The organism is Alloscardovia criceti DSM 17774 (assembly GCF_000376885.1).
In the GTDB taxonomy this organism is placed as follows: Bacteria; Actinomycetota; Actinomycetes; order Actinomycetales; family Bifidobacteriaceae; genus Alloscardovia; species Alloscardovia criceti.
In genome coordinates this window covers 86,119-103,706 of record NZ_AQXR01000009.1, presented here as the reverse complement: position 1 = coordinate 103,706, position 17,588 = coordinate 86,119, and the positions used below count along the sequence as shown (strand labels likewise).

Annotated in this window: 13 protein-coding genes; 7 read left to right on the top strand and 6 right to left on the bottom strand. The window is 49.5% G+C overall.

Annotated features, from left to right (window positions below; translation table 11 throughout):
• Positions 1-8 precede the first annotated feature (8 nt).
• Positions 9-611: a carbonic anhydrase gene (locus D570_RS0102440; protein ID WP_018142814.1), complete on the bottom strand. Its 603-nt coding sequence runs from the start codon at positions 609-611 to the stop codon at positions 9-11.
• 1,163 nt (positions 612-1,774) lie between these two features.
• On the bottom strand, positions 1,775-4,459 hold the full coding sequence (locus D570_RS0102430; RefSeq protein WP_018142810.1) for a phosphoenolpyruvate carboxylase: 2,685 nt from the start codon (positions 4,457-4,459) through the stop codon (positions 1,775-1,777).
• A 789-nt stretch (positions 4,460-5,248) separates the two neighbouring features.
• Here D570_RS0102430 and D570_RS0102420 point away from each other — a divergent pair.
• Together D570_RS0102420 and D570_RS0102415 are read left to right on the top strand one after the other, a co-directional pair.
• Positions 5,249-6,919 (top strand): threonine/serine exporter family protein, encoded by a 1,671-nt coding sequence (locus D570_RS0102420; protein ID WP_245531851.1) that lies wholly within the window; start codon positions 5,249-5,251, stop codon positions 6,917-6,919.
• A 331-nt stretch (positions 6,920-7,250) separates the two neighbouring features.
• The gene (locus tag D570_RS0102415; protein WP_083907384.1) at positions 7,251-8,552 is read left to right on the top strand and encodes a peptidase U32 family protein; all 1,302 of its coding nucleotides are present in this window, start codon (positions 7,251-7,253) and stop codon (positions 8,550-8,552) included.
• Positions 8,553-8,714: 162 nt separating this feature from the next.
• Here D570_RS0102415 and D570_RS0102410 read toward each other — a convergent pair whose 3' ends face one another.
• Positions 8,715-9,056 carry a DUF3073 domain-containing protein gene (locus tag D570_RS0102410; protein WP_018142806.1) on the bottom strand — a complete coding sequence of 114 codons (342 nt, stop codon included), beginning with the start codon at positions 9,054-9,056 and terminating at the stop codon, positions 8,715-8,717.
• A gap of 171 nt (positions 9,057-9,227) precedes the next feature.
• Here D570_RS0102410 and trpS point away from each other — a divergent pair, with 171 nt between their 5' ends.
• On the top strand, positions 9,228-10,316 hold the full coding sequence (trpS, locus tag D570_RS0102405) for a tryptophan--tRNA ligase (protein ID WP_018142805.1): 1,089 nt from the start codon (positions 9,228-9,230) through the stop codon (positions 10,314-10,316).
• Positions 10,317-10,641: 325 nt separating this feature from the next.
• On the opposite strand, the gene D570_RS0102395 is transcribed toward trpS, so the two are convergent.
• Complete coding sequence (locus D570_RS0102395) at positions 10,642-11,067, bottom strand: sterol carrier family protein (protein WP_026181798.1); 426 nt, start codon at positions 11,065-11,067, stop codon at positions 10,642-10,644.
• Positions 11,068-11,448: 381 nt separating this feature from the next.
• On the opposite strand from D570_RS0102395, the gene D570_RS0102390 reads away from it, so the two are divergent.
• Complete coding sequence (locus tag D570_RS0102390; RefSeq protein ID WP_018142802.1) at positions 11,449-12,534, top strand: hypothetical protein; 1,086 nt, start codon at positions 11,449-11,451, stop codon at positions 12,532-12,534.
• 705 nt (positions 12,535-13,239) lie between these two features.
• Here D570_RS0102390 and D570_RS0102385 read toward each other — a convergent pair.
• On the bottom strand, positions 13,240-13,473 hold the full coding sequence (locus D570_RS0102385; protein WP_018142801.1) for a hypothetical protein: 234 nt from the start codon (positions 13,471-13,473) through the stop codon (positions 13,240-13,242).
• A gap of 138 nt (positions 13,474-13,611) precedes the next feature.
• On the opposite strand from D570_RS0102385, the gene D570_RS0102380 reads away from it, so the two are divergent.
• Positions 13,612-14,394, top strand: a complete 783-nt coding sequence (locus D570_RS0102380) for a rhomboid family intramembrane serine protease (RefSeq protein ID WP_169331215.1) — start codon at positions 13,612-13,614, stop codon at positions 14,392-14,394.
• A 441-nt stretch (positions 14,395-14,835) separates the two neighbouring features.
• Here the strand turns inward: D570_RS0102380 and D570_RS0102375 are convergent, their stop codons facing one another.
• Positions 14,836-15,372 carry a cell division protein CrgA gene (locus D570_RS0102375; RefSeq protein ID WP_018142799.1) on the bottom strand — a complete coding sequence of 179 codons (537 nt, stop codon included), beginning with the start codon at positions 15,370-15,372 and terminating at the stop codon, positions 14,836-14,838.
• Between the two features lie 84 nt (positions 15,373-15,456).
• On the opposite strand from D570_RS0102375, the gene D570_RS08290 reads away from it, so the two are divergent.
• Positions 15,457-16,248, top strand: a complete 792-nt coding sequence (locus tag D570_RS08290; RefSeq protein WP_018142798.1) for a DUF881 domain-containing protein — start codon at positions 15,457-15,459, stop codon at positions 16,246-16,248.
• Positions 16,249-16,309: 61 nt separating this feature from the next.
• Positions 16,310-17,449, top strand: coding sequence for a class E sortase (locus D570_RS0102365; RefSeq protein WP_018142797.1), 1,140 nt, complete (start codon positions 16,310-16,312; stop codon positions 17,447-17,449).
• Positions 17,450-17,588 lie beyond the last annotated feature (139 nt).

Here is a 17,588-nt window from a genome sequence, read left to right as displayed (position 1 = left end):
TCCTATCCCTAGAAGCTCAAAACCTCGACCAAGCCATTCGACATGGTGTAGCGAGAACCCACAATTTTCAATTCTTCTGTGGCTAAAGCGCGGGCGATGATGGGGCTGCGCTCGACTAACTGCATAATCAACATGGACACGTGAATGCGCTCAACATCCGCCTGGGATTCGGCATCGTCGCTTGCTTCGATGGTGCCGGCAGACTGCTCGATGGCGTATTGCAAGGACTCTGGAACGATGCCTGTTTTGGCGGAGGTCATGGCAGCTTCGAGCAGACCGCAATGTTCATGGCTCATAACCACGATAATGGACACGTGCAGGATATCTACTGCGAATTCAAGCGAATTAATAACCGATTGGTCGAGAACGCCACCGACTGAGCGGACGGTAAAGATATCACCCAAACCGGCATCAAAAATAATCTCCGGGGACACTCGCGAGTCCGCACAAGCGAGAACTGCAGCGGAAGGGTTTTGCCCGGAGCACAGGCTTTTGCGGGTTTCTTCGTCCTGCCAAGGGTTGATGGCCTCGCCGCGGGCGAAGCGCTTATTTCCTTCGAGAAGGCGAGTCCAAACGGAATTTGCTTGGTTTTCATCAGCTAGATTGGTCATGCACCCCATTTTACTAAGGGAATACGATGATTTTTTTGGTGGTTGGGTGGGGGGGGGTGCGTTGGTTTGGTGGGGTGAGGGGCTGTGGGCGCGTGGAAGTGGATTTAGCTGAGCTGACGGTGATGGGCGCTGGACTCAACTGGCAGTGGTGGAGATGGTGGTGGTGGAGTGATGGGCTTGGTGCTGTTTTCGACGGTGCATAAGTGGTCTATTCGTTTTGAGTGGGGAGCAAGTGGGATTCGTAGCAGTTTTTTGCAGAACGTACCATTTCTCTCAATCGTAGAAAAAGATACTTCTGAGTGGCATTCGTAAAGCCTTGGAATTGCAAGGTTTCACCAGTCGTGTTTTTATTGGCTCTTCATCGTGCGTTATTGTGATGGACCGCTCTGCAAAAAAGGGAGGAAAAATCGAAACTGCTCCAGTTAAAGCGATTTTTTTGCAAAACGGACCATTGGTAATGGGTAACTTTTGACGACAATCGATACGAACTTGCTGAAGCATTGAAATTGTTGGGCAAAACGGGTGCTGCTTATGGCTGAGCGGTGACCGGAAAACTGAAATGGTCACATGTGCAAAAAACTGAGTAATCTTCGCAGACTTTTTGTTTTGGAACTATTTTTTGCATATCGGCCCATTTTTCTAGAGCGTAGACAACACGTTCCGATACAGCCGTAATAAATCCTTGGAATTGCAAGGATTTTGAGGAGGCGTTTTAGAAGTTCGTCATCGTGCTGCTGATGGAATGGTTCATTCTGCAAAAAAGGGAGGGAAACTTCGAAGATAACCCAGATAAGCAGCGTTTTTTGCATATTAGCCCACGTGGGTCTCAGCCCAGGCAGGGCACTCAGCGGGAACCGAGCTTAAACGTTGGAAATATTGGGCTTACAGGTTGCTCCTTTTGTGATCTTTCTTCGTTTCAAATCAGCAGTGGTCCAATCTGCAAAAAACCGGAGCAAATCAATTTCCTAACAATCAAAAAAAGAAATTCGTCAAAAAACCGACATCCCCATCCGTGCTTTCCATACTTTCCGCAATCCAGCCCACGCGAACTTGCCCGAGCCATAAGCAAAAAGCACGCGGCACAGGCGCACAGTGCGCAAAAAAAGTTGGGACCTCCTGCAAAAAGCAAGAGATCCCAACAATTACGACCGACTAAATAAGGATCAGCCCGTATTTTGCAGGCCGGCGGAAACTCCGCTCACGGTGCACAAAATGAGGTAGATGTAGTCTCCGATTTGAGACTCGCTGAGTTCTTCCTTATCCACGCGACGGCGCAAGGTCTTTAGTGCGCGCACCTGTGCGATGGACAAAGCATCCACATAAGGAGAACGCACCTTCACCACCATACCCAGAGTGTGCGAATGCTGCAGAGGCCATTCCACGCCCTTGATTGCAAGCACCCACTTGCGCGTCAACGCCATCTCGTCGAGTACCTTGTTGCTCAAATCCTCGCGGTCGCCCATGCTCAAATACATGCGCGCAATGCGATCATCGGTTTTAGCAATCGACATTTCAATATTGTCGATGAAGGTGTTAAACAATGGCCATGTCTTGTACGCTTCGCGCAAGGTGTCCAAATCGCCGAATTCCTCACAAGCCGTTCCCAATCCGTACCAAGCGGCGAGATTGATGCGCGCCTGAGACCAAGAGAACACCCAAGGAATTGTACGCAAATCATCGAGGGACTTTGCACCCAAACCACGCTTTGCTGGGCGAGAGCCAATTGGCAACAAGCCGACCTCCGTCAGAGGCGTCACGATGGAGAACCAAGGCGCGAAATCGTCGCTTCCCAGCAAATCCAAGAATCGCTTGTGAGAGGCCTCATCCAAAGTCTGAGCCATTGGGTCAAACTTCTTGGTCATCTCAGTGTTGGTCTTTTCCACAGATGGGGCGGACTGGAGCAAAGTTGCCGCAGCCACAGACTCAACGTGGCGAGTTGCCAAAACCTGGTTGCCATAGCGCGCGAAGATGACTTCACCTTGCTCGGTCAACTTGAATCGGCAATTTACGGAACCAACCGGCTGGGCGAGCACTGCACGGTTTGCAGGACCGCCACCGCGACCCACAGCTCCACCACGACCATGGAAGAGGGTGAGATCGATGTCGTTTTCCTTTGCCCAGCGCGCGATATTTTCCTGAGCGCGGTGCAAGGCAAGGGTTGCTGACGTTGGACCCGCATCCTTGGAGGAATCCGAGTAACCGAGCATGACTTCCATGCGACGGCCAGTTTCCTTCAAACGCTGCTGGACTTCTGGAATCTTGATAATGTCATCGAGCACGGAAACGGAGTTTTCCAAATCCTCGAGCTGCTCAAATAGTGGAATTACGTCCAAAACTGGGGCATCGGCTGGGTTTGCAAACGCCAATCGATTCAGCTCATACACATCGCGAACGTGCTGCGCGGACTTCGAGAACGAAATGAGATAACGACCGGCAGCCTTGCGTCCGTGACGACGCTGAATCCATCCGATGGCTCGGAATGTATCCAAAACCTCGATAGTCATTGGCTGGAGTGGGCCGCGCTCGCCATGCAATCCGTGTTCGCGAATATCTTCCAAAGCGCGAGCATGAACGAGGGAGTGCTGGCGGAATTCCATCTCCACCATGTGGAATCCGAAGGTTTCCACGCGCCAAATCAACGCCTGAATATCACCATACGCAATGCGCACAGCGCCAGCAGCTGCCAAAGAACGCTGCACGACGCGCAAATCGGCGATAAAATCTTCGGCACTGCGGTACATCAAATCAGCGTCACGCTCAACGGTTGCGGCCAAGCGATCGGCCATCACAATCATTGCGGCGCGGTGTGGTTCGCTGGTTGAGATGAGTTCTGCTCGGCTTGTGAGACGTTCGCTCATTTCTTTTTGGCGACTCCACAGTGCCTTCATCTCATCACTTGGAGGTGTGGTGCCACTTTCCACGGTAAGGCGTGTAGCAGTCTTGCGCGTTGCCTCTTCCAACTTGGAAACCATGTGATCGTAATACTTACGAGCAACTTGGCGTGAAACCTTCGCCGTAACATTCGGATTACCATCGCGATCGGAACCAACCCAGCTTCCCGGATGGAAGAATGCAGGGCAGACAGGTGGCACGGTGCCAGCTTTTGCGCCTAAAATCCAATCATCAAAACGACGATAAACATTAGGAATTACATTAAACAAAGTGTTATCAAATACATCGATAACGGTATCCGCCTCTTCCACTGGAGTTGGCTTCTTCAAACCGATAGGCGATGTACGGAACAGAGAATCAATCTCAGAATGCAGACGACGGTCCATTTCCGCGCGTGCAGATCCGCCGGTGTTCTCACGATCCTGCAAGAACTTGGCAATGCGGCGAATCTTGCCCTCGACTGCCTTGCGGCGAGCCTCAGTTGGGTGAGCGGTGAATACTGGGTGGAACTCCAACTTTTCGAGAAGTTCATTCGCTCCTGCAAGGCCCACCTCGTCAATAAGCTGCTTATAAGCAACGGTAAGTTCATTAACGGGATCGGTTGCAGCGTGTGTATCAACGCCCCATTCGCGATTCTTCAACACAGAAACGCGGTAGTTTTCTTCGCATAGATTTGCAAGGTGGAAATAAACGGTGAAAGCGCGCGACAGCATGGTTGCATCTTCGAGAGAAGACTCATCCAAAAGCTTTGCAGCGGCTGCAAGACCTTCGGCTGCCACGTTTACGGCTGCTTCATCGTCATCATCTGTTGTATTACTTGCCACGATAACGTCTTCACGCAACTCATCGAACTGAGCCAAGAGTTCGATGTCATATTCACCGAGAACCTTGCGCAAAATTTCCAAGCATAATTCCAAATTATCTTGGAGACGTTCTGGCAGATTTTTTTCAGTCATTTGACCTCCTCCAACATCTCAGTGGTTGTTCGGTCTTTTGGCCATCTGGGGCTCCTCCCCAGTTATGTGAAGTCAAACGTTGCGAACCCAAAGCCACGTTGATATTGATAACCTGACGATTTTTAGTGTACGCCCCGCCATGACACAAAAGGTGAGGAATCTCACTTGTTGTCTCACATGGTGTCGGGGGAGGGGGCTTGTGTGGCGAGTTGTGCTGCGGGTTTGTCCGGTGGTTTTGCGAGATAGGGAAGGAGCGCGGCTTTGTGTGCCAGAGAAGGATGGTCGAGGCGAACGAAGAAGGCAGGCAGTAGTGGTGAAAACGGATTTGTGACGAAATCGAATTACGTTTTTTGCAGATGGGACCATTTTTTACGGCCATATGCCCGAATCCGGCCTCCGCAATGGGACGATGTGCAAAAAAGTGGAGGAAAGAAGGATCTGAAGGGAGAAAAACGTAATTCTTATTCTGCTCTTACGCAATTCTCAAGCGAGGAAACCACGCCGGACGGTGAATAAGCCCCCAATCGAGAAAATTGAAAATTGTTAGAAGCCACTATTCGCTGCTTTGCTGAAGTTTTTTGCATAAGCGACCATTTCATGACTACACGAGGAGTAAATTGACACCCAAAATGGGACGAAATGCAAAAAACGTGCCTGACCCTGTCAAGCCTAGTGTCAACAATGGTGCCTGTGAGTACAGCACCAACGACAGCATCTACACGAACGTCCAATCCAGCCCCACATCGCACCTCGAAGACGTCAAAATCACGCAAAGCCGCAAACGGCGCGATGCAGCATCGCCATTCAATTCCATTGGATATGGATGATATCGTGGCCGATTTTGATACTCCAATCGAGGATGCCTGCCTAGCTGCGAAAGCGAGCGTCATCGTTCGCACGGGGTACCTCGATCTGAGCGCTGGCACGGGAAGCTACCGCGTCAAGGAAATCATGAATCGCTTAGGATACGCGCTGGGCGTGTACGTCAGGGCTGACGTCAATCTGACCAGCATTGAGGCCTCCTGCTCGGACGGTACCGACCGCGTAACTGAAGTGGTGGATTTGCCTACCGTTGGCGTGAATACGGAGCGCATTTGGCAGATGGAACATTTTGCAGATTGGCTTACTGTCAATTTGGGACACGAAGGTGTGTACCATACAGATGCTGCATCGGAGGTATTTGAATATGCGGCCGAAGAATCCGACGATGACGCTGACTCGGCAAATTTCGGTTTTGACGAACGTTCTCTCAAGAATTTTGCACATGAGCCCGTTTCAGCTCAAAAAAGAGCCCAATTTTTGTCAAAAATGGGCTCATCTGCAAAAAACAGTGTAGATTCTTCCTCACAATTCAAAATTTCCGTTTCATCCGCCGAGCAAGATCGAATCGGATTCGAACGGAATGCGCAAAACGACCCTGCGCTCCAAACGCAAACCCAAACCCCAACCCAAAACACCGCCGCCCGCCCTCGCATCACCGTGCGCCAAGCCCACGAAAAACTCGACGCCATCGAAAAACGCCCCCGTCTCTACGGCCCGTGGATGCAAGCCCTCGGCTCAGCCGTTGCCTGCGCCTGCTTCGTTTTCCTCCTGGGTGGCGCCGCATACGACATGATTGGCGCTTTCGTGGGGGCCGGAGTCGGCCAATTCGTACGAAGCCACATGAACGCCAAGCGTCTCAACCAATTCCTCGGAGTGGCCATCGGCGTCATCGTCGCAGCCCTCGTCACTATCGCCACGCTGCGTATGATCGGATACGTTGATCCGCACGCGCTCGGCCATGACACGGCGTACATTGGCGCGATTTTGTTCATCGTTCCCGGCTTCCCATTGATTACCGGCGGCCTCGATCTCGCCAAACTCGACCTTCCGTCTGGCATCCAACGCATCGTGTACTTCCTCTGTGTCGTTGGCGTGGGCACCCTCGCCGCGTGGGTAGTTGCGACCATGGTCGGCCTGAGCCCAAACGGATTCGAAGCGCCAGTCTTGCCCGTGTGGCTCGACATCACCTTCATCTTCCTCACCGCAATCGGCGGCGTGTGGGGATTCTCCGTACTCTTCAATTCACCTTGGCAGATGGCCCTCGTTGCCGGCGGAATCGGCGCCATCGCCGACACAACCCGACTCGTCATGGTCAACTATTTCTCCATGTCCTTGGAACTCGCCGCATTCCTTGGTGCACTAATTGCGGGGCTTCTCGCATCTGCCTGGCGCATCTCCGTCCGGCACGGTTATCTCCCTGCAAAGTGGGGTTTCCCGCGCATCAGCTTGACGGTCCCATCGATCGTGATTATGGTGCCAGGACTTTATATGTATAGAGCCGTTTACGAACTCGGCAATTTGCAAACAGTGAATGCTATGGACTGGATTTTCCGCGCCATGCTCGTTATCGTGGGGCTTCCGATTGGCCTTGCTTTTGCGAGAATTTTGACCGATAAGAATTGGCGATACGACGTGTGAGTGTGTGATTTCGGGGAAGAATCGCAGGCTTTTGCGCACTCTTATGAGATGGTTTATGGTCCAATCTGCAAAATCTGCCTAGACCCATCGAACGTGCCGCCCCTCCCGCAAACTTCATGCACATGTCACATGAATACGCTCGCGGCATAAGGCCTCTTGTCGGGGCGGTTCAGGCACAATATTCATTATGAATGAAACCGGTATGGCAAAGCCCGCCCAGCGCGGGGAAATTGAAGGATTAGTAAATACAGAATTTTTCGGTGACAACGCACCGCGCATCACCGCCGCGCTCGCGGATCATGAGCCACCGTATAGTCTGAGCAATCCGATGATGCGTCGCCATCGTCCAGAGGTTTTAGCGCCAGCAGGCAATCTTGAAACGGTCAAACTGGCCATCGATTATGGTGCAGACGCCGTATATTGCGCAGGAAAAATGTTCGGCATGCGCACCGCTCCAAAGAATCTCTCATACGAAGATTTGCAAGAGGCTGTGCGTTATGCGCATGCACGTCACGCGCGCATTTTTATTACGTGTAATGTTTTGCCTACAAATCCTGAAATTCAGGGCATCGAGCAGTATATTTCCGACCTCGCCGATATTGGTGTGGATGCGGTCATCGTATCTGACATCGGTGTCATGATGATGGCGCATCGTGTCGCCCCGCAGTTGGAAATTCACATTTCTACTCAGGCGGGAGTTGTTAATTATCTCGCCGCAAATTCTTTGTATGAACTGGGCGCAAAGCGTGTGGTTTTGGCGCGCGAATTGAGCTTGGATGCCGTGCGCGATATTCGCAAAAATACACCGGCCGATTTGGACATTGAATGCTTCGTTCACGGATCTATGTGCATGGCATTTTCTGGGCGGTGTTTGATTTCGCAGCACATGACGGGCCGCGATGCGAACCATGGCGATTGTGCGCAGTCGTGTCGCTGGAAGTGGAGCGTCGTTGAAGAACGTCGCCCTAATGAGTTCTATCCAATCGAGCAAACCGAGCATGGCGCATATCTTTTCAATTCTCAAGATATGAACATGTTGGAACACATCGATGATTTAATCGATGCCGGCGCGACCAGCTTGAAAATCGAGGGTCGTGCGAAGTCTGCTTTGTATTCTGCCGTTGTCACAAATGCGTATAAAATGGCTACGAATATGTACGTAGAGCAGCGTGAATCCGGCGATTTCGGCCATCTTGAATTGCCACAATGGTTGAAGGACGAGCCTTTTAAGGTCGTGCATCGCCCATACTGCACAGCGTTCTATTATCCAGAATCTCCAGCGGGTCAGGAGACAGAAAAGGGCGGCTATATCAACGATTGGCAGATGGTTGGCGATGTCATTTCGTGGCAGGATGGTCGCGTCACGTTTAAGGCGAAAAACAAGGTTATTCCTGGCTTAAAGGTCGAATTCGTGCGCCCAGGCGTGCAGCCGTATGTGCTGGAAGTTGCTGATGATATTTGGGATGAAAAGGGCAATAAGGTCGAGGCTGCAAATCATCCAACGCATATCTTCTCGTTGCCGTGCCCTGAACCAATGTCTCCTGCCACTCCAATGCGTGCGCCAAAATTGGCGCCAAAGAAGCCTATTCGACAGTTCCGTAAAGAGGATTTACTGAAGAATTCTGAGGAATAATGCAAATTGTGGAATGTCTCGCTGCTCGGCGCTGTTGTCTTAGCATGTGAGACGCTTTATCGCAGTAAATTTAGGCAATAAAAAAGTTGGATTCTTGAGAAAATTATTGAAATCTCAAGAATCCAACTCTTATTTACGATTTTCTAGCAAAATCAGCGTGCCTCAATTTTTTGGCTTAATTCCAGGCATTGGAATCTTTGGAAATGGTTTATGCTTGACTGGCGAAACGGCAGGTTTCGCTTCTGCGCGCTTTGCTGCCTGAGCAGCCCACGCTGCATAATCGTCCAAATCCTCATCTGTTGATTCTGTTACATCTGCTGATTCTTGTAAATCGCCAGTTTCTACGGATTCTACTGGCTCTTCTGAAACGGCTTCAAAGTTTGCATCGTCATCATCGTGATGGCTAAGCTCCTTTGCGAGCTCGTCGTAATCTGTATCAGTTGTCAGATATTTGAGCTTACGGGCAATTTTTGTTTGTTTTGCCTTTTGGCGTCCGCGGCCCATCTGACCCCCTTCGCTTGCTCATAAGCGCTCAAAAGCGCAACATATCTAATTCATCTCTCATAGGTTACCACTACCCCATAATGTCGGAGAAAACTTCTACACTAAATAACAACAAAATAGGCTAGAAGCTAAAGAAGAATTATCGAAGAAGCTAAAGAGAGTGGAGCGGATATGACAGAGCCACAAATGACAGCAGCGGGAAACGAATTAAGCGCGAGCTTCTTAGCCGCGAAAGAGTTGTCGGATAAAACAGCGGAACAATTGGAAAAGAATCCAAGCGCTTTTACCATGCTGACGGGCGATCGCCCAACGGGACGCCTGCATTTGGGCCATTATTTTGGTTCGATTAAAGAACGCGTTGCCATGCAAAACAAGGGCGTTAATACCAATATTATTATTGCCGATTATCAGGTAATTACCGACCGCGATACCACGGACAATATTCAGGACAACGTATTGAATCTGGTGCTGGATTACATGGCGGCGGGCATTGATCCGGCCAAAACGATGATGTTTACGCACTCTGCTGTGGCCGCCGAAAACCAGCTGATGCTGCCATTCTTGTCGCTGGTGACCGAGGCCGAACTCCATCGCAATCCAACGGTGAAAGCAGAAATGGAGTCATCCGGTCATGCCTTGACAGGTCTGCTTTTGACGTATCCTGTGCATCAGGCATGCGATATTCTTTTTTGCAAAGCGAACGTTGTCCCAATTGGTAAGGACAACCTTCCACATATTGAAATCACACGTACTATTGCACGACGCTTCAATGAACGTTATGCAAAGAACAACCCTGTTTTCCCAGAGCCTGCGGCGATTCTGTCTGATGCGCCTGAAATTCCAGGACTTGACGGTCGCAAGATGAGTAAGTCTTACGGTAATTCGATTATGTTGGGCGCGACCGCCGAGGAAACGGCCAAGCTTATCAAGAAGAGCCCAACCGATTCCGAGCGCATGATTACTTTCGATCCAGTCAATCGCCCTCAGGTGTCTGCTTTGCTGACGACTGCCGGCCTCGTGACGGGGCGCGACCCTCGCGAAATTGCTGAGGAGATTGGCAATGGTGGCGGCGGTGCACTGAAGGCATATGTCATCGAATCCGTGAATTCCTTCTTGGCTGAGCATCGCGAGCGTCGTGCAGAGTTGGCGAAGGACATGGACACCGTGCGTGACATCCTGCACGAGGGCAACAAGCGTGCCAATGAAATCGCCAATCAGACTCTCGACGAGGTGCGTGAGGCAATGGGCATGGTTTACTAGTTAGCAGTAACTGGTTAGTAGACTTTTTCTTGCGCTTGAAATCGGCGTTTCTTCGGCGATTTTGCTGGGTTAAGCCGGAACAGGCGAGGTTGGGCGGAAGTTTCGCTCGGTGTTTATGACCCGCAGCATAGGGCAGACTCAAGAATGTGACAATGGGCGTTCGGCTGAAATGGCTGGGCGCCCATTGCATTTTTTTGGGGGGGGGCGATTTTGGACGAGTTTTTTGCAAATCGGACCATGAAATTCTCAATTCAGCAGAAAAATCAGACAGAAATGGTCACACTTGCAAAAAATTCCACGAAAAGCTAGTCAAAAAGACGAGACTTTAGTCAATCGGAAGTGGCAGCACTCCACTGAGGTCGTCGCGCTCACCTATCGCCGAAATGTTCCCTGCCTCTTTTTCCTCAGTCCACATAGTGATGCCACACGCCAGACGCAGCCAGACGGCGGGCTCGAGCTCAATCGCGTCAGGAGGAGTCAGGTTGTGGGGGTCGGATTTTGGTCCCTCTAAGACTTTGACTGCGGCAAAAGGTGCGACGCGGACTTCTACTCCCGGACCGGGTGCGCGCAATTGCAACATATAGAGTGAATACCGGACCGCCATTGCCATTTCACGCCGGGCGAGTTTTGGGGAAATCGACAAAAGATCGGTCGTGTTATGGGCCATTTCTGCTTCATTTTTAGCAAGACGTGCCCAATTTTTGAGTGCAGTTTCACCTTCGAGGATATCGGTTTGTTTGATTACTGGCATGATTCTGATTGTACAAGGTGCTTTGGGTATTGATATGCCCGCTTTTTGCAGATATGACCATTTATGCGTACCGTTGAGGGCATATATGAGACAAAATGGTCCCATCTGCAAAAAACATACCATAAACACGGGTGAATGCGTCGGAAAAGTTGCTCTACACAAAACGTAACGATGCAAAGCAATATAAAACAAAACAAAGCAAGACAATCCCGCCCGTAACGAATTATCCACATTCGTAAACATTCTGGTCTGGACTCGCTCCAGTGTCTCCTTCTCATACACAGTAGGGGTATGCATGAAATAAACAGATCAGGCGCTCAGCTCACAGAGACAATCCAACAGCCCTCGTGCCGAAACGAGCGAAGGCGTCTGTTGCGAAGAGTGAAACAAGGCAAAATCGTTCAGCCTATTCCCGGCGGATTTGTAGAATCCCACAAATGGGATGAGCTCTCAAACTCTGAACAAATTCGAGCTCGCATAGTTGCAATGGCTAAAAAACATAGGAATTGGGTGGTCTCTGCTGTTTCTGCTGCCGCGCTTCACGGCGCCGTCATTCATCCAAAATTTCATCGAAACGTGCATTTTGCAGTCGATCAGCATACAGCAACGGGTAGGCGAAAAACTTTACCGGTTCGTTTTCATTACATAAAAGATTGTCGTTCGGCTCCAAAATATAAAAAAATATGTACGAAGGAGTTTGATCGTAAAAAATTGCGCAATAACGGCTATCTTGCTCTGGATGACAGGATGGGCGTCATGCATGGCATGTTTGTGACGTCGCCTTTGCAAACCATTTTTGATTGTATGCGTATGTTGCCGTTTGATCAGGCATTGATTGTCTGTGATGCACTATCGCGAATCTATAAAATATCGTATATTCAAATCAGAAACTTTGTCATAAAACGACAACGGTGTTGGAAAGCACGAGTTGCCCAGTTTAAAGCAAAGTTTATCGATTCATCTTCTGAAAATGGAGGAGAATCACTGTGCAGAGCGATTATGATTCGTGGAGGATTTGAACTTCCAAAACTACAGTCGGTGATAAATAATCCTCTATTTCGTATGAAACGCACAAAAGCAGCAACTTTGCAGTCAACTCGAGTAATTAGGCCCGACTTTGTATGGAAACTCAAAAATATAGGAAAATCGAAAAAGAATTTCAAATATATTGCTGCAGAATTAGACGGGCGTGACAAATATGTGAACCCTCAAATGCTTGCGCAACAAGGAAACCGAGACCTCATGGAGGTAGCATTGCGGGAGAAAGATCGGGAAACGGCGCTGAATCTGTGTGGATATAAAGTAATACGATTTCAATTTGCGGAGGCTGTGAGGAATGGAGGAAACGCGATGCTTTCGAAGTTAAAACTTGCGGGTGTTCCAATGGTGTCAAAGTTCGAGCAGAGTCGGAGAAAACGCTTGCTTGCTATGCGTTTAGGCGATGTGACCTTGCATTCGCTGGAATAGCTGAATTCGTGATTGTAGCGGTAGAGTGATCTCGCACGATTTTCGTGACTAATAGGTGTTGTTCGGATAAGATTTAATGTTTTGTTTTGCATAGAGCGAGAGGATTGCTCGATTTTTTGCATTTCGTACCAGATTTTGCCTGAATGGGTAGTAAGAACTGCTGAAAGCGGGATGATTTGCAAAAAATGTGGCGTTTTAGGCCTATATCAACATAATTAATTCCTAGTTGGGAAGATAGGATCAGGAGTTGAGCTTTTTTGTTGCCCCCTGAAGTCTTATAGATGCGATCTGCTGCGGTTTTTTGCAGATGAGACCATATATTTGTGCGGTTTTATAGGTAAATGCGCCACGCGATGGGATGAAATGCAAAAAATCCTAGAAAAACACACGATGGAACAAAAATATCCACGAAGAGAAGCACCTGCTCGGATTTACGATGCTGTAGCCTAGTCCAAAATGCAAAAAACACAAATCCCCATCAGAAACACAAAATGGGAGACGCTCGCACGTCTCCCATTCCGCGGCCTTTCGGCGATGAAACAAAATGTCTGTCAAGACATGGGTAATGGTTCAGTCACCAAATAAATTTGAAACTTCTTCACTTACCTTAAATATATTATGCACTAAAATGTAGCATTATACAAATCCGGGTGTTTCGCGTGGCTCCTCTGCATTACCGAGTAGTAATCACTGGAGTATTACTTCCTACTTTTTGCTTGTATCCTCTTCATCTGCAACGTCTTCAGATTCTACAGCAAGTTCCTTAGCTGCGCTGTTGCCTAAATCTACAGGAGAAGACGAGTTCTCCCATGGTTCCTCCCATGGATCATACTCTGGATTCTGCTTCCTGTATATGTACAAGCCCACGACGCCTGCGAGCATAGCGCCAAAAAGTAGCGCGAAGAACTTCCAGCCATTACCTGATCGATTGTTCTCCATGTAGTGCTCCTTTCGTCAAGTGCCTCACCCTCATGGTGAGTTTCTGTTTTCATTTTACCGCGAAATTGTGAATGTGGTGTGGTTATGCTCAATTTGATTTCGTCGCTTTTGAATCGTGCTGCATATAAGATTATCCGTATGACTAATCCATTTACTCGCGGCGATTCCGGCCCTGCAGGACCATGGGATCCTCGAAATCCGAATCGCACACAAACAGATTTGAAAGAAAATTGGCAACGTTTTAGTAGGCGTTGGCGCAATAATTGGCGCATGAATGGCGAGAACATCACGCAAGTTCTTGTCGTGATTAATGTGGTGATTTTTATCGTCCAGCAAATTTTGCAATTGATCCCAGGAGCCACTTTGGTCTTTAATGCAAAATTTGCATTAATTCCCGCGCTGGCGTACAGCAATCCGTGGATGCTCATTACTTCCGGTTTTTTGCATACCGGGATAATCCACCTACTGATGAATATGCTGACGTTGTATTTCGTGGGTAAGCAGATGGAAAAGCTCCTTGGACATTGGGCTTTCTTGGGCATGTACCTTGTCAGCATGCTCGGCGGAAGTGTACTTTTTGCACTTTGGCCCGGGAACCTGGCATCTGCAGCTATGGGTGCTTCTGGCGCGATTTACGGGTTGTTCGCGGCGATGATGACCGTTTACAACCGAATTGGCGTACAAACGAGGGGGATGATGTTCTTCTTGTTTGTCATGTTGTTCTTGCCGATTTTTATGGGAAACGTTGCATGGCAGGCGCATCTTGGTGGGTTTATTGCTGGCGGGGTGCTGTCGTTGCTCATGATGCACGGCTTCGTGGGGCTCAGATCGGCCAGCATCAATAAGCGCATGGCCGTATATGGCTCCGGAATGGCTGTGTTGCTTGTGCTCGCGTGGTTGGTGCCGCTGATGGTTGGCTAATATTTGCTGATAATTTGGCGAGGGAAGGATTTTCCCGTCAGAATATGTGGTTAGTTTTCGATTTAGAGGCGGATTTTTGCAACTCAACCCATTTCGAGGATCAATCAGACGAGTTTCCGCTCAGAAATGGGTCGAAGTGCAAAAAAGGACCATGTTTGAGAAAATCTCGGTAACATGGTCCTTTGTGCAAAAAATGCAACATATTCAAGCCAGTACTGAAGCGGTGTACGCGAAATAACTCAAGCACCCGCAAATAGCTTACGAAGCAGCATAAGAGCTTCCAAAAAAAGCAATCCCCGCGAGTTGGCCAAGTAAGCAAGCAGGACAGCAGGACGCAGCAACCTCCACGCTATAGAGTCAAGCCCCGAAGAGCTTGATACATGAGCCTCGCCCCGCTATCGCAGCCGCACGTTTAATGGCTATACCTTACAGGTCTCGACTTTAATGCCACGACATCATGAGCACGAAGCCCACCATCATGATTGCGAAACCAATTGCGAGGTTCCAGTAGCCGAGTCCAGGGATTGGGTAGCCAGACTTGAGATAGAACACGATAACCCATACAAGTCCGAGCACGAGGAAGAAGCTGAACAGCGGCACATACCAAGATGGATTGGACTTGGTGCCTTCTACTGTTTTTTCTACGCGGCGCGTTTCATCCTCGGTGCGCTTTACTGCAGCCTGCACGCGAGGACTGAGGGACTCAGGGTGTTCCAGAGTCTTCTTCATCGCTTCGGCAGCGCGAATACCCGCCAAGTCTGCAGCAGAGAGTTCTTCCTCATCCGATTCCTCTGCCTCTGCAACTTCGGCCTCTTCTTCAGATGTTTCTGCTGCATCCTGATTAGAGGCATCCTGAGCAGATTCAGACGTTACATCATCCTGCACATCTAATGTGCTTGGATTCGTTGTTGCAACTGCCTCGGCAGCATTGTCCAGCAGTTCTTCCGAAGTCTCTGGTGTTTCTTCGTTTTGAGCCATGAAAGCTTCTCCTTTTGGTTTACGCTAATAGATATAGTAATAAAAGCATGGGAATTCGGTTAGTACATGATAAGGCGGTATTTCATGACTGATGAAACTGCTGCGCATTCCCATAATTCGGGGCCGCGCAAAAAGAAATTCGCTCGCCATTCGCGTAAGAAAAGATTGATAAGTTCAATTGGCACTTTGATTTCATTTGCGCTGGTTGGGTGGAGCGCAGTGACGAATGTGCATAATTCTGATAATGCGTATCATTCCAATACCATTGAGGTCATTGCAAGCCGTCAAAAGCGCATTGATAGTTTGCAAGCGGATATCGATGAGAAGGCGAAGCAGATTGAAACTTTGCAAAGTATTGTTGCAGATTCTTCAGATTCGGATGATTCGGTCTCGTCAAATTCTGCGGATGCAACGTCGGCATCGACTGTGTTGCCTGCGATTCAAGGGGCGGGCGTTACAGTTACGCTGAACGATTCGCAAAAATGGGAGCAGGTTTCCAAAGATAAAAACGCGAATCCGAACGATTATGTAGTGCATCAACAAGATATCGAAGCGGTAGTGAACGCGATGTGGGCCGGTGGCGCCGACGCGATAACTATCCAAGACCAACGATTGCAGCCGACATCGGCAATTAAATGTATCGGAAACGTATTGCTTCTCAATGGCAAGCAATATGCGCCACCCTACAAAATTTCGGCTATCGGCGATATAACGGAGCTTACCGCTACAATTAATAGCTCTGAGACAGTGCAAATATACAAGCAGTATGTGGAGGCGGATGGCTTGGGGTGGACTCTTGAAACGAGTCAAAATTTGGTCTTTCAGGAAGTGACAACCACGGTTCAGCCGTTGAAATATGCTACGGCTCAACGCTGAGACATCAGCTAGGCTATAAGACTACAAGCTCGCATATGTACAAATTTGTAGGAATTAAACAATGAATGAGAATATGAATAGTTACGAACCCGTCGAAGGCACGAGGCGTTCACGGAGAAAATCGCGCGGACCGGGGGTTTTCAATTCTATCCTTGGCATTGTGGGCGAAATCCTCATTATTTTTGCGGTAGTCAGTGCGCTGTATATCGTGTGGCAATTGTGGTGGACCGGGGTCGAGGCCGAAAAAACGCAGTTGAACGATGCCACCACATCCTCGTGGACGACATCGGAAAACCAGGATGGTAGTGTCAACGTGGCGCCGGATAATCCTGCAGATACCGCGCCTGTGGAATCCACAAATTGGGCGAATGGTGACACAATTGGCAAAATTTACGTGCCGCGGTTTGGGCAGAATTGGTCACGAACTGTGGTCGAAGGTACCGATGATGCGCAATTGGCGCGCCACGGTTTGGGGCATTATGCAAATTCTCAAAAGCCAGGCGAAGTGGGCAATTTTGCAATCGCAGGGCACCGTGCCGGATATGGTGAGCCATTGGGCGATGCCGATAAGTTGACAAATGGCGATTATATTGTCATTCGCACGGAAAATTATTGGTATGTCTATCAATATGACAGCACCGAAATCGTAACGCCAGACCAGGGCGATGTGGTGGCGCCTGTGCCGCACAACATCGGGCAGACGCCAACCGAGCGTTACATCACTTTGACGACGTGCGAGCCAAAATATGCGACGCCAACGCACCGATTGATTGTGTACGGCAAGCTGGTGAGCTGGTCGAATGTATCTGATGGTGTGCCGAATGTGTTGGTGCAAAAGAGCTCCGATGGTAAGGTCAGCTTTACGACGGATTCTGCACGCTCGTGGTCATCGCAAATTCCAGATTTGAGCCAGCTCATTGTGTGGCTGATTGTGGCATATGTGGTCATTGCCTTGGCGGCTGCAATTGCTTGGCGATTCCCAGCACTGCGCGCGTACAAGGAACGCCCACGTTCTGCTCGCGTGGTCAGCATTTTGGGGTGGATTATGCGTCACCAGCCGGGTGTGCTCGTAGTGCGCATTGTATTGTTCCTTTTGCTGGCTTTGATTGCTGCTGTGGCGCTCTTCCAGTGGGGATACCCTTGGGCGGCGGCGAATGTACCTTATTTGCAGATTTCGTCGAATTACGTGTCTGTGGGATAGCGGCGCTGGCCGGCGGAAGTGCTGGGGCTTAGGCCAAGACCGATGGGGGCTCTTTGGGGCTTTCTCGAGGGAGGTTGACGTGTGAGGTCGGCCAGGTCAGCCCGGGGCGTGCCAAAACCCAAGGGCATTGTTTTCGTGG